The organism is Furfurilactobacillus sp. W61-4 (assembly GCF_057545565.1).
Window position 1 is genome coordinate 38,450 of sequence record NZ_BAAJNZ010000005.1, and the last position, 12,485, is coordinate 50,934.

The following is a 12,485-nucleotide window of genomic DNA, read 5'->3' on the forward strand; positions in this document are numbered from 1 at the left end:
TTATTTTTCCAAATGTTGTTGATTAAAGAGTTGCTGAATTTGATCCGTTGCTAAATTTTGTTCTGGTTTAACCGTATATTGGCGAACTGCATGTCGCGCTTCCAGTGGGCCAAAGCGTTTTGTCATAAACGCATTTAATTCAGTTTTGCGACGTCGTTGAGTCAATGGATCAAATGTCGGCCACTGCTCCACCCACCGTTGTCGTTTACGATTTTGAATGATCGTCATCGAAATTGTAAAAATGCCAACCAGTACAAAAATAAAACTCAGGATCACTGCGTAATAAATCATTTCCTGCCGGGCTAATGCTAGATGCCACCACGGCCACCAAGTTGGTCGATAAAAGCTAATCACACTGACGACCATTAACATTAACGGCGCCAAAACAATTAGCCAGCCCAAGACCGCAATCAAGGTTTGACAAATCTTTAATCCCCAATGTCCCCGTTTGAAATAAGCATCCGTGTAAAGCTGTTGTCGCTGATTTTCTTTCACTGGTTCGTTCCCTTCAAATGTTGTTGTTGAATATCACGAGGATGGTCGAACAAGTAGCCTTGCCGCAGTTTAATTTTAAGCTGGGTAGCTAATGCTTCATCTTGTTCACTTTCAATCCCCGTTAAAATCAACTCGATCTGGTGTTCTTGTGTCAATCGATGCCAAAATTGCAAATTCAGATCCAGCCAAATTGTCGGATCTGGTTTTCGAAACTGTGCCATTGGACATTTGATTGTATCAACCACTGGTAGTAACCAACTGATCCGCCTGAGTTCCTGTTTATCAGATCCTACATTATCCACCACGAACTTCGCCTCTGCCGTTCTGGCCATCGCAACTTTTTGACGGAATCGACGCCGTTGCAGCCAAAAAGGGCGTCGGTTTGCATGAAATTCAATGGCCAAGTGAAACGGTGTAATTCGACTAACTGCCCACCGCACAAAATAGTCGAATTCTGGACTCATGATCTGTTCGCGCGACAAATTAATTGATAGATAAAGTTCCGAATCGCTGTCGGGCAAATGGTCAAAAGTCTCGGTTAGTAATGTAATGACCCGTTGTAAGGGGACATGGGCGAGATCTTTCGGCAATACCCATTCGCCCGCTTGATTTCGTTGACGTAATAAACACTCATAACCGACCACACGATGTTGATAATCAACTTGCTGTTGAATAAAATACTGCAACGGTCGGTTATCATAATTGGTACGTTGGCGCGTTCGCAAAAATACGATGCCGACCGTGGTGACCGAAAGTCCTAGAAAAGCAATCGCAATTTCGGTTAATTCTGTTACTAAATTCATCAATACAATCACAACCTCACAAATCGGCCTTAGATCATTAGCAGACTAGGCATATAAATTATGTTTAACAAACATATTAATTTTGCTCGTAGACAAATTATTATATCAGTGACTTTCTCAAATAACATCACTTAATGATTACACTTACTTGACAAACAGTATTCCTTTTTCGTTATAAAAAGATCTACTCGCAATGTTATCCCTAATCATTGCGAATAGATCCCACCAAATCGTCTTAAATTTGCGAATTAATTACATTTCCAAGACACTTTGCCCTTGTGACCACACTTCTGCCACTTGACTCAAGGGTGCCACACTGGGCTGCAGGTACAGATGACCAGCCGCCGCGTAGTCAAACACCTCTGGTAATGTCTTTTGCATATACTCACGGAGGACGGGGGCCGGAATACTCCCAATGCCAGAACCGACTAAGACTAGGTTGCGGCTACGGAGTAATTGTGACGGTAAAGTGATCGTTGCACCAGCCATTTGGCCGATGCTGACATACCGTACGGGCCCACGTAATTGGATTTCACCAATGGCCGCTAATATTAATTCTGCGGGTCGGCCCCACAGATAATCAACGACTAAGTCAATCGGGTGCCCGGCATATAATCGTTTTAAATCAGCTTTCACAAGGTCATCATCCTGGCGTAAATTAATCGTCGCATCGGCCCCATGTTGTCGAAGCTCAGCCAAGGCCGCTTCATTACGACCAGTGGCAATGACATAACTAGCGCCGCGATACTTCGCCATCTGTACGGCCATCGTACCAGTCGCACCTGTAGCTCCGTTTACTAAGACGACCTCGCCGGACTTGATTTTGCCTTGGAGGGCCAAAGCACCATCGGATCCGGATAAGGCGTTAGGGATCGACGCGGCCACTGCAATGTCCAAACCAGCGGGTAGTGGCAACATCGTACGTTTATCAATAACCGCCTGCTCAGCCATCATCCCCGTGATGCCATTCGCATACACCAATACATCATCATTCAGCTGAGCGACACCATCCATTCCCATTACCGCTGGTAGCGGATCGAAATTCGTATAGTGTTTGCCAGCGGCCTTGATGATATCTAATTGCTTAATCGAGGCTGCCTTGGGGTGAACCACAATTTCATTATCGTTTTGTGGCGTCGGTGCTGGAAAATCTTGATATTGGGGCACTTGCCCATAAGCATTTAAAACGGCTGCTTTCATAATTGACCTCTTTTTGAAATTAATTGTACCGTCATCGTATACGTCCAGCAAAATGAATTCAACACAGACGCTCCGACCGAATGTCCAAAGTTGAAAAGCCGTCATCCTCGTCGAACTGTGGAAAAGAGCGTATACTAACTGTCAAAATCAGTTTAATTAAAACAAACGAGGTAATTAATGATGATGTGGCATGCATGGATGTTTCCCATGATGAATGGTGGTTTTGGCTGGTGGAGCTTGATGATGATTCCATTCTTTCTCTTTATGTTTATCTTTCCGCTCATGTGGCTTGGTCGCATGTTCTTTGGCTGGAATCCACGACACCATCACAACGGCGCCCGTCATCATGGCGACTATAAATCAGCGCTTGAAATCTTGGACGAGGAGTACGCCAAGGGCAATGTCAGTGACGAAGATTATAAGACACGCAAAGCTAATTTACTCGATCACTAAACGACAGCTGGTTACGGTCGATCTAGATAAATTCGTAAATGAAGCATAACCAGAAAGAAACCCATCTTCCAGCGAGGAAATGGGTTTCTTTTGATTAGTGGATATTGTCGAATCAAAAAGCATTTTTTGTCCAGCTACACAAGCCTGATGTCTGTGCCTAGCCAAGGCCGCCTAATTGGCAAAAAACGCCAATTTGCCGACCTCCGCTAGTGCTCAACATCACCCAGCTTGCTTCGCTTTGAGTTGTTTGTCCAGCTACACAAGCCTATTACCTGTGCCTATCCCAGCCCGATCAATTGGCAAAGAACGCCAACTGTTCAGGCTCCGCTAGTGCTCGGTAACACCCAGCTTGTTTCGCTCTGATTTCTGTTTGTCTACCACCTTGCGACGCCCAAAATCCTTACTTAGCTAACCGATTTTATGAGGACAGTCTGTTCCTCCGCAATTAATAGATAATTAATCAACAACAATTAATGATTTAATTGCTTCACGGTTGGTCATTGCCTGATAAGCCGCATCAATCTCATTTAAGCCAAACCGCTTGGTAAACACTTTACCTGGATGAATCTGTCCATCTAAAACCGCCTTTAAGAGAACTGATTTATCGTACGTGGTCACGGATGCCGGTCCACCAGCGATAATTCGATTGTTATAAAATGAACTGGCCATATCCATCTTGGGTTCATGGGGCAAGCCGACACGCCCAACAATCCCACCGGGGCGACATACTTGCATCGCTGTTTCATTAGATAATTCAGTACCGACACATTCTAAGACTGCATCAGCGCCGGCCCCGTTCGTTAAAGCTAGCACTTCGCTGACAGCCTCATCACCCCGACTAGCAACAATGTCAGTTGCCCCAAATTCAGTGGCTAATTGTTGTCGATCTTGATGGCGACTTAAGGCAATAATTCGCTTGGCACCACGCATCTGCGCTGCAATAACGCCACATAGACCAACCGCGCCATCGCCCACCACGACAACTGTGTCGCCGGCTTGGACATTAGCCACCCGGGCAGCGTGATAACCAGTCGCCATCACATCAGCCAACGTCAATAACGAATCGAGCATGGCCTCACTGTAATCTGTGGGTTGACCAGGAACTTTAACCAATGCCCATTCGCCATGTTCAAACCGAATTTCTTCTGCTTGCACGCCATGACTAAAGTTAGCCGTGTGACTCTGGCAATCACCATCAAAGCCTGCCCGACAGGCTGCACAATGGCCACAACCGTGCGTAAACGGGGCAATGACGAAGTCGCCTGGTTTAACGGTTGTAATCTCGTCGCCGACTGCTTCGACGATTCCTAATGCCTCGTGACCGCCGTTTTCCGAATGATGTGGTTTCTCTTCCAAGCCACGGTAAGCCCACAGATCTGAACCACAGACACAAGTTCTAACCACGTGCAAAATGACATCGTCAGGCGCTTGAATCGTTGGTCGGTCAACATTTTCAAGCGCAACTTTCCCAGGTCCCATAAACATCGTTGATTTCATTTGAATCCCCTTCGCTTCTTAGATTTATTTCAATCAACTATGATTATCGACCTTCTAGTTTGGTGATTCAACTCGAGAAACATTCACTCGTGTTGCGTTGTCAGGAGGTCCCTTGTCGTCATTCATCTAAAAAATCGCTTTTTTTAATGATTGTCAACTGCCGTAATGTTTTAACAACTAGCGCGCCTAACAAACTGCCAACAAGTGCTGATGGGGTAAAATATGGAACATAAAACCAGAAACTAGGTAATTTCAATCCATAACCAACCTGCATCACGACAAAGGAAATCATGGCTCCAAATAACCCAACGCCAAGTGTCTCGCCCATTGCAGCGGCCAGAGTCGACCGATTAAATATCCGATATGCGAGCCAAGCTAACACCGGCCCGACTAAAATACTTGTAACTGCAACAGCTGGTCGCCCCTCAAGTAGCATGCGAATCAAACCAACAATAACGGCGGCGGCCGTCGCATAGACTGGCCCGACTAAAATGGCTAGGATGACATCAACCATGTGTTGGAACGGGGCCATATTGGGAAAAACGACGAGGGTGGATAAAATTAATCCGATCAGACTACTAAAGATGGTGAATAACCCTTTGCGTAATTGAACATCTCGCTGCATGTAACAGTCCTCGCTTTCTTTAGTGACAACAACACTTAATCTAATCCTTGCCACCAAAAAAGCCCTTCCAGACAGAAAGGGCCAGCTTGCCGTTACTTACAGAACTCACGACGCGTCAGCCACTTTCCTCCGCTAGTGTTAACTAGATCAGGTTCAAAGGGACCGGGTTTTAACCCATCTCAGCAAACAGCGCCCCTAGTGACAATTTTCGATTAAATTTAAAGACATTTTACCATACTTGCACAAACGATGAACCACTTACTCGTCCGTTTAACCGATGGCCTTTCAAGTTAACAATGACACTTAATTTTTCACTACATTACGGCGGATAATGACCGTTTCATTACATCAAGCGTTAAACTTGGTAGAAATTTTCTGGAGGATTATTTATGCACCGACATCGCGGCTTTATCAGTTTCATAATTATTCTGGCTGCTGGCGTCTTTTTATTTGGTAACCCTCATAGTCCAATTCCGCAAACCACTCGTAATGCGTGGCAGCAACGACTCAATCAGTTATACCAAAATGCACGCCTAAAACTCACGCAACTTAATGAACCATCGATTCGCTCAACCCCTCAGGCCACCAGTCAATCAACGACGAATCAAAGTTCCGTCACCACAGCCACTAGTACTGTTAACGCGACGCCAATCTTGCCAATTATGCAAGGCAAAAAAATTAGTTCAACGTATTATTATCACTACGATACGGGCACGCCGACTAATGTTCACACCGTATTTGAGCAAGCGGTTAAGCTTTACAATGCAACTGGTGTCGTTAAGCTTCGCCCCGGTAAAGGAACTAACTTGCAGAACCAATTGGCCTTTGGCACCTACCATAAACAGATGACCGCTGCGCAACTCGGCTCCATCGAATTAGGCGAAGGCGGCCCACAACTAATTGAGCAGGTTGGGCCAGGCGCTTCTGATGTGGTGATCAACCATGGCTCAGCTCAACTCAATATCACCTATAATCAATCGATTAGTCTATCTGTGTCGATTCATGAACTCGGCCACGCTTTAGGTTTAGATCATAGCCCTGACCAAAACTCAGTCATGTATCCCATTGATCAAGGCAAAACTGCCTTAAGTGATGGCGACGTTAACGCCTTAAAACAGATTTATCAACAATAGCCATCTCGGCAAGCGGTCGCTGAGGATTAAATCATTGGATGGCGCACCCCGGTGATTTATTATCATTTCTTTGATTAATACACCAGCTGCTTCACCCGTTTTTTATGCTTAGAAGGTTCCACTTAAGCTTCTCACTAGCTTCATCGCGCAATTTTTGACAAGGGTAGTGAAAAGTTTTATACTCATTTAGTCAGCCGGCTAACTAAATTAGGGGGGGAGGTTTGCATGAATCACATTGATTTCAAGGATCGGCCAACGAGTCATCGAGTCACAGAGATGAACGCTGAGTACGGCAACTTGGATGCAGATGCGGTCGTCTTATTTCTTCGCTTTCAGGAAGTCGCTCGACGACTGCAAAGCAGTTATGATGATGTCTTGGCTCAATTTGATTTATCGGAGTCTAAATTCATCATACTAATGTTCCTGAAACGAGCAGGTAATACAGGACTGGGCGTCTCAACCATTGCTGAGAAATTGGGGGTCACCAAGGCAACCACCAGCAAACTCGTCCATGCCCTCGTTAAACAAGGCTTCGTGACTCAGACGCCATCTCAAGCGGACAAACGCGCCACCGTGGTAAAAAGCACGCCGCTGGGGCAACGCAAACTGGCAGCTTTTTTACCACATAATTTCAGTACCGTTAATACGATGATGGCCGAGCTTACTCCAGCTGATCGCACTACCCTTACCCAGCTACTGGGAACCCTTGATCATGGTATTCAATCATTAACTCACTCACAGGAGATGTCATAATTATGGAAAATGAAAAAATCGATTTTTTAAAAACTTACCTGAGCCTCTATATCGGTCATCAAGAAATCGTCGAACACTTAGACGATTCTGATTCACCCTACGTTGTTCTTGATATCCGTAACGCACCAGCTGCCATCAAAAAAGATCAAATCAAAGGCGCCCGGGCCATTGCCGCCAAAGACTTGACCGCGCAGCTGGCTACCTTACCCAAGGATAAAACTTACGTGGTTTATGACTGGACTGCCGGCACAACATTAGGTAAAACCGCCTTGTTAATTCTGCTCTCTAATGGCTATCAAGCTTTCGAATTGGCCAGTGCTTTAGAGGGCTGGAAAGGCATGCATTTGCCAATCGAACCAGTGTCAGCTGACTAATTTATTAATAACGGGCTGTCACTATATTAAAAATCGACCTTAAAAGACGCCAAGCATGGCATCTTTTTAAGGTCGATTTTGCTTTTAGGCCATCATGTTCACACTAGTCTAAGGAAATTTGGTTTGGAAAATGCGCTAAACGAGCAGTAGCACCCAATTCTTCTTCAATCCGTAAAAATTGATTGTACTTTTCTACCCGCTCACTGCGAGCTGGCGCACCACTCTTAATCTGACCTGAATTAGTCGCCACAGCCAAATCAGCAATATATGGATCACCTGTTTCACCAGATCGATGTGACATCATCGTCGTGTAATTATTCTTACGGGCTAATCGAATGGCCTCTAATGTCTCGGTCACTGTACCAATTTGGTTGGGCTTAATGAGCAACGAATTGGCCATCCCCATTTCGATGGCCTTACGAATCAACACCGGATTAGTACAGATATTATCGTCGGTGACAATCTGCACACGTTGACCATTAGCTTGGGTAAATTTGGTGAAATTTTCCCAATCATTTTCACCAAATGGATCTTCGATGGAGACAATCTCTGGAAAGTCATCTAACAAGCCTTCATAGTAAGCGGCCATTTGATCAGCTGAACGGCTCTGACCTTCAAACTGATACTGTCCATCTGGTTGAACAAAGCTGCTAGCCGCTGCATCAAAAGCAATGCCAATATCGACACTAGGTTGATAACCGGCAGCCACAATGGCTTCATGCAATAATTTCAACGCTGCTTCACTATTATCTAAATCTGGCGCAAAGCCACCCTCGTCACCTAAACTCGTGGAATAGCCAGCCGCTTCAATCAGTTTGGCCAACTGATGGTAAGTCGTCACAATCTTCTCAAAACCATCACGAAAACTCGTCCGTTTGATCGGTGTCAGCATAAATTCCTGAAGATCAATCCCATTATCCGCGTGTTCACCACCATTGATTACATTGTGAAAGGTTTGTGGCAATTCAAGATCTACTCCACCTAAATACTGATATAACGGTTCATTGTTGGCTAACGCCGCCGCTCGGGTGGTCGCCATTGAAACCGCTAAAATGGCGTTGGCGCCCAGTCGCGCTTTATTTGGCGTCCCATCTAAATCAATCATAATCTGATCAATTTGGCTCTGATCAAATGGTGACTGGCCATGTAAGGCTTCATTAATTTCAGTATTAACATTGGTGACTGCTTGGCTAACCCCCTTACCGCCTAGCCGCTGACCACCGTCACGTAATTCGACTGCTTCATTTTCACCAGTGGATTTACCAGATGGCACCTCTGCCCGGCCACGGGTTCCGTCGGTTAAGATAACATCCGCTTCAACGGTTGGGTTCCCCCGTGAATCAAAAATTTCTCGTGCCTTAACAACCTCGATCACTTGTTTCATGACTAAATTTCCTTTCTACTTGGCCTTTGCTAACAACAATTATTTAATCGCAACCTAGGTAGCGCCACGATTCATGATCTTTTGCTGATAAAAATGCTGCTTAATCACATCTAACCCAGTGCCAACCAATACAACTAGCAGAATCATCAAGCTAATCACCGACCAGCTCACCGCGCCACTTTGCCAGCCGATAGCCGCAATCACACTCGTCAGAATCACGTCAAACCCAATCATACCTGTTACAGATCGACTTGGCCGACTCTGCCACCAAGACTGATTCGTCCGCGTCATTAAAATCGTCATCATTGATGAAAACATCAAGTACATGAATAAGACGGAACTCAACCAGCCAGTCGAAACCTGCCACAACCAGTGATTCAGCCCAACAATACCTAAGCCAACGACTAACCAACCACTCGCCAATATCATTGCCAATTTTGCCACCCGTGGCAACGTCCATTGCGGCGTGGTCGACAACGATGCGGTTCGGTCGGTTCCCAATACTAATGTCACTAAGTCGTTCAAGACGACAAGCACCACAATCAGACTTAATGAGATTGGAAAAGTACCCGTCAATAAGAATCCGAGGGTCAATAAAGCCGTTAAAACAGCTGTCCGCGATAATTTTGTACTGGTCCACGTCATCATCCGTTGATAGACCCGCCGGCCGCTATTGACCACCGTTAGGACGTCATCTAATCCATCGCGCGCAAGGACGACGCGGGCCGCCAGTTTAGCAATATCACGCGCATTCGCAACTGCCATCCCAACATCAGCTTGTCGTAATGCGGCAGCGTCATTTACGCCATCGCCAATCATGCCGACAACGTGACCAGCTTGTTGAAATTGTTTAACCAACCGCTGCTTGTCTTCAGGATAGACATTGGCAATTCCGGCCAAATCGCCTAACGCATCGTTAGTAGATAACCCAGCGACATATTTGCCAGCTAGCCCCAGTTCATGACCAATTGCTTGCGCAGTTAAGCGATCATCGCCCGTCAGCATTACGATCCGAATACCAGCGGATTGTAAGGTCCGAATTTGCTCAGCCGTATCGGATCGGATTGTATCGGAGAAACCAAGCCATCCGGCTAACTGTGGCCGTCCGTCATATTCGATGCTTAGCGCGAGCACCCGCTGGCCTTGCTTAGCCAAGCGAGCCATAGTCTCATCGGTAGATTTAGGATTTACCATCTTAAGAATCGCTTGCGGCGCACCCAGCGTGACAGTCGTCCTTATCTCTGCGTCGGTAATCATTGCTTGAGCTACTTTCGTTGTCGCGTTAAATGGCAACTGTTTTTGAATCTTAAACGGCAATTTGACTGCTTTTGTTGCCCGTTGCAATGCCAGACTAATTGCATATTTGGCTTGTGGGTTGGTAACTGCCTTGACCCACTGGATGAGTTGCGTTTCTTTGACGTCTCCCACGGGTATCACACTGACTAATCGTTGCTGATTCTTCGTCAATGTGCCGGTCTTATCCACCAGTAAGACATCCATCGTCCCAGCTTCTTGAATACCGCTTAAGCCTGTGACCAAAATATGTTGCTTGGCTAAAACCTGCGCTTCAACCGCATTAGCGACCGTAAAACTAGATGGCATCGACACTGGAATGGTCGCAATAATCAAGATGACGAGTAATGGCAAAATTTCCTGCCAGCTCATATGATAAATCACTGCACCGATGACGAGCAGAACTGTTAATCCGGCGTCTAAATAGGCCAGATAACGAACAACCGTAAACAACAATCGCTCTAATCGTCCCGGGGCGGCAGCCGTCTGGGTCAAGGTTACCGTTCGCCCGTAACTACTTGCCGCGCCTACCGCCGACACTTGAGCAATGATGTCACCAGCGACGATTAAGCTAGCCGCCGTGAGCGTCTCCCCGACACGACGACTTTCCGCAACCGTTTCACCGGTCACAGCTGACTGATCGATTTGCGCTTGACCGGCCACAACCCGCAAATCAACCGGCACCAAATCACCGGCCATCAGATGAATCAGATCCCCAACAACTAATTCGTCCGATGTACGCGACTGCCAATATTGGTCAATCAATACTCGACTCGTCGTCACCAGATCCGTTTGAACAATCTTTAACGCTCGTTGTGCCCGGCGTTCTTGAATTGCTCCATCAATTGCGGAGAACAATAATAACCCAATCACAACCAGTGCCTGAATCCATTTGCCTAACCCAATTTCAAACATGATGGCGAATTCCAACAACCATGGAATCGGTCCCCACAATCGCGTTAATAAACTTTGGCGCCAAGAAAAGCCCTGTGTCGCCATCCGGTTATCACCACTAGAATTCCGCTCAGCTAAACGTTCTTGATCACTCAGTCCTTGACCAACATAGCTTTGTTCAAGTGATTGAAAATTATTTTGCTGATTAATCTGTCTCGGTTCGACCATTTTCACCACTTCCTATCTACGAAATCAGAGCGCAGTCAGCTGCTAGCGGAGACTGACTGGTTGACGCTCTTTGCCAATTAGGCAGGCTGGGCTAGGCACAGACATCAGGCTTGTGTAGTTCGCCAAAAAGAAAAGACGTCTACCACATGATTACATGTGGTAGACGTCATCAGCTTGATAGCTTTTTTGGCGAACGTCATCGCCTGTTTACTTTTTTACGAGTTCAGCGTACAGCGCAGGACGTCTGATTACAATAAGTAAATTAAACTAATTTTCTAGTAAGCGTTTTCTTTATCAAACCACTCCTCGCGTAGAAGTCCATACTTCACCGAATCCCAATACTGATCCTGCCAATATCTCACTTTTCGAATCGTTGCCTCTCGCGTGAAGCCAACTTTTTCCGCCAAGGCAATCATCCGCTTATTGCCTGACCAAGTGGTTAAGCCAAGGTGAGGTAAATCTGTTAACTGCCAGAGTTGGTTAACCCACAGATGAAGCGCTTGTGCACCGATCCCTTGATGCCAATTACTTTGATCATAGATGACGATGCCAATCTCTAACCACCGCTTCAAGGGGTCATCTTCATAGTGGGCTGACACCAGCCCCACCATTTGTTGATCGACCCAGATCACTTGACGAAAAGGTTGCTTGATATATGACTCAGGAGCGATTTGTTCAACAAATTCCGTTTGACTAGGCAATTGGTCATGAAAATACGGACCATTCCATTTTGTCCACTCCGCTGTTGGATCAGCATAGGCTAATCGCCAAAAAACGGCGGCTTGTTCAGGATGTAAAGTGTCCAGACGAATATTCTGCACGCTTCCAGTCCCCCTCTTGTACAACTTCTCAGTGGTGTCGTAATCGCCTAATCCTACTTTGTTAGCGCATCGGCCGCAAATGGATTGGTCAGATCATGTTGATGTTTCTCACTAATTGCAAATTTCACTTGTTGATTAATCACCATTTGTGCATCTGGGGCTTCATAGCGAGCTAATTTCCGATCGATCTCCACTAAACCAGTAGCCAATTGTGCCTGCTTATCCATGACTGCTTGTCGATGAGCGGTCAATAATTGCCGCCGCGCTGGAATACTACTGGCACCAGCCATACACAACAAGATATATTGGCGAATGTCTCGTAACGCCATTCCCGTTTGCTTTAAACAGGTAATCGTCCGCATGAAGCCTAAATCAGCGACGGTAAATTCCCGATGACCGGCCTTATTTTTAGTTACAAATGGTAATAGCCCTTGTTGATCATAATAGCGAATGGTTGAAATACTAAGCTGTAATTGTTCTGCGACTTGATGAATTGAAAAAGTTTCCATATTATCGACCTTCTTGCTTAAAA

13 protein-coding genes and 2 riboswitches are annotated in these 12,485 nt (G+C 45.9%); of the genes, 4 read left to right on the forward strand and 9 right to left on the reverse strand.

Annotated features, from left to right (window positions below; translation table 11 throughout):
* The 3 genes from AC27FN_RS07300 to AC27FN_RS07310 form a co-directional block, all read right to left on the reverse strand.
* On the reverse strand, positions 1-495 hold the full coding sequence (locus tag AC27FN_RS07300; protein ID WP_487167346.1) for a hypothetical protein: 495 nt from the start codon (positions 493-495) through the stop codon (positions 1-3).
* Positions 492-1,298, reverse strand: coding sequence for an EAL domain-containing protein (locus AC27FN_RS07305; RefSeq protein WP_487167347.1), 807 nt, complete (start codon positions 1,296-1,298; stop codon positions 492-494). Before AC27FN_RS07305 ends, AC27FN_RS07300 begins: the two co-directional genes overlap by 4 nt.
* A 252-nt stretch (positions 1,299-1,550) precedes the next feature.
* The gene (locus tag AC27FN_RS07310) at positions 1,551-2,498 is read right to left on the reverse strand and encodes a quinone oxidoreductase family protein (RefSeq protein WP_487167348.1); all 948 of its coding nucleotides are present in this window, start codon (positions 2,496-2,498) and stop codon (positions 1,551-1,553) included.
* A 177-nt stretch (positions 2,499-2,675) separates the two neighbouring features.
* Between AC27FN_RS07310 and AC27FN_RS07315 the strand changes: the two genes are divergently transcribed.
* Positions 2,676-2,951 (forward strand): SHOCT domain-containing protein, encoded by a 276-nt coding sequence (locus AC27FN_RS07315; RefSeq protein WP_487167349.1) that lies wholly within the window; start codon positions 2,676-2,678, stop codon positions 2,949-2,951.
* 456 nt (positions 2,952-3,407) lie between these two features.
* Here AC27FN_RS07315 and AC27FN_RS07320 read toward each other — a convergent pair whose 3' ends face one another.
* On the reverse strand, positions 3,408-4,448 hold the full coding sequence (locus AC27FN_RS07320) for a zinc-binding dehydrogenase (protein ID WP_487167350.1): 1,041 nt from the start codon (positions 4,446-4,448) through the stop codon (positions 3,408-3,410).
* Positions 4,449-4,566: 118 nt separating this feature from the next.
* Positions 4,567-5,073 (reverse strand): energy coupling factor transporter S component ThiW, encoded by a 507-nt coding sequence (gene thiW, locus AC27FN_RS07325; protein WP_487167351.1) that lies wholly within the window; start codon positions 5,071-5,073, stop codon positions 4,567-4,569.
* A gap of 107 nt (positions 5,074-5,180) precedes the next feature.
* Positions 5,181-5,280, reverse strand: a riboswitch (TPP riboswitch).
* A gap of 182 nt (positions 5,281-5,462) precedes the next feature.
* Here thiW and AC27FN_RS07330 point away from each other — a divergent pair.
* From AC27FN_RS07330 to AC27FN_RS07340, 3 genes are all read left to right on the forward strand, one after another.
* On the forward strand, positions 5,463-6,206 hold the full coding sequence (locus AC27FN_RS07330) for a matrixin family metalloprotease (protein WP_487167352.1): 744 nt from the start codon (positions 5,463-5,465) through the stop codon (positions 6,204-6,206).
* 225 nt (positions 6,207-6,431) lie between these two features.
* On the forward strand, positions 6,432-6,959 hold the full coding sequence (locus AC27FN_RS07335) for a MarR family winged helix-turn-helix transcriptional regulator (RefSeq protein ID WP_487167353.1): 528 nt from the start codon (positions 6,432-6,434) through the stop codon (positions 6,957-6,959).
* A gap of 2 nt (positions 6,960-6,961) precedes the next feature.
* A complete protein-coding gene (locus tag AC27FN_RS07340) occupies positions 6,962-7,333 on the forward strand; it encodes a rhodanese-like domain-containing protein (RefSeq protein WP_487167354.1) in 372 nt (123 codons plus the stop codon).
* 103 nt (positions 7,334-7,436) lie between these two features.
* Here the strand turns inward: AC27FN_RS07340 and eno are convergent, their stop codons facing one another.
* The 4 genes from eno to AC27FN_RS07360 form a co-directional block, all read right to left on the reverse strand.
* Positions 7,437-8,717, reverse strand: coding sequence for a phosphopyruvate hydratase (gene eno / locus AC27FN_RS07345; RefSeq protein WP_487167355.1), 1,281 nt, complete (start codon positions 8,715-8,717; stop codon positions 7,437-7,439).
* A gap of 54 nt (positions 8,718-8,771) precedes the next feature.
* The gene (locus AC27FN_RS07350; RefSeq protein WP_487167356.1) at positions 8,772-11,132 is read right to left on the reverse strand and encodes an HAD-IC family P-type ATPase; all 2,361 of its coding nucleotides are present in this window, start codon (positions 11,130-11,132) and stop codon (positions 8,772-8,774) included.
* A 153-nt stretch (positions 11,133-11,285) separates the two neighbouring features.
* Positions 11,286-11,345, reverse strand: a riboswitch (Fluoride riboswitch).
* Positions 11,346-11,407: 62 nt separating this feature from the next.
* Positions 11,408-11,953: a GNAT family N-acetyltransferase gene (locus AC27FN_RS07355; RefSeq protein WP_487167357.1), complete on the reverse strand. Its 546-nt coding sequence runs from the start codon at positions 11,951-11,953 to the stop codon at positions 11,408-11,410.
* 53 nt (positions 11,954-12,006) lie between these two features.
* Entirely contained in the window at positions 12,007-12,462 is a 456-nt protein-coding gene (locus AC27FN_RS07360) for a MerR family transcriptional regulator (protein WP_487167358.1), read from the reverse strand.
* Positions 12,463-12,485 lie beyond the last annotated feature (23 nt).

Coding starts and splice junctions, on each gene's coding strand:
- AC27FN_RS07350 (WP_487167356.1), bottom strand. CDS start 11,132: ATGGTCGAACCGAGACAGATTAATCAGCAAAATAATTTTCAATCACTT.
- AC27FN_RS07340 (WP_487167354.1), top strand. CDS start 6,962: ATGGAAAATGAAAAAATCGATTTTTTAAAAACTTACCTGAGCCTCTAT.
- thiW (WP_487167351.1), bottom strand. CDS start 5,073: ATGCAGCGAGATGTTCAATTACGCAAAGGGTTATTCACCATCTTTAGT.
- AC27FN_RS07305 (WP_487167347.1), bottom strand. CDS start 1,298: ATGAATTTAGTAACAGAATTAACCGAAATTGCGATTGCTTTTCTAGGA.
- AC27FN_RS07315 (WP_487167349.1), top strand. CDS start 2,676: ATGATGATGTGGCATGCATGGATGTTTCCCATGATGAATGGTGGTTTT.
- AC27FN_RS07310 (WP_487167348.1), bottom strand. CDS start 2,498: ATGAAAGCAGCCGTTTTAAATGCTTATGGGCAAGTGCCCCAATATCAA.
- AC27FN_RS07360 (WP_487167358.1), bottom strand. CDS start 12,462: ATGGAAACTTTTTCAATTCATCAAGTCGCAGAACAATTACAGCTTAGT.
- AC27FN_RS07335 (WP_487167353.1), top strand. CDS start 6,432: ATGAATCACATTGATTTCAAGGATCGGCCAACGAGTCATCGAGTCACA.
- AC27FN_RS07330 (WP_487167352.1), top strand. CDS start 5,463: ATGCACCGACATCGCGGCTTTATCAGTTTCATAATTATTCTGGCTGCT.
- AC27FN_RS07320 (WP_487167350.1), bottom strand. CDS start 4,448: ATGAAATCAACGATGTTTATGGGACCTGGGAAAGTTGCGCTTGAAAAT.
- eno (WP_487167355.1), bottom strand. CDS start 8,717: ATGAAACAAGTGATCGAGGTTGTTAAGGCACGAGAAATTTTTGATTCA.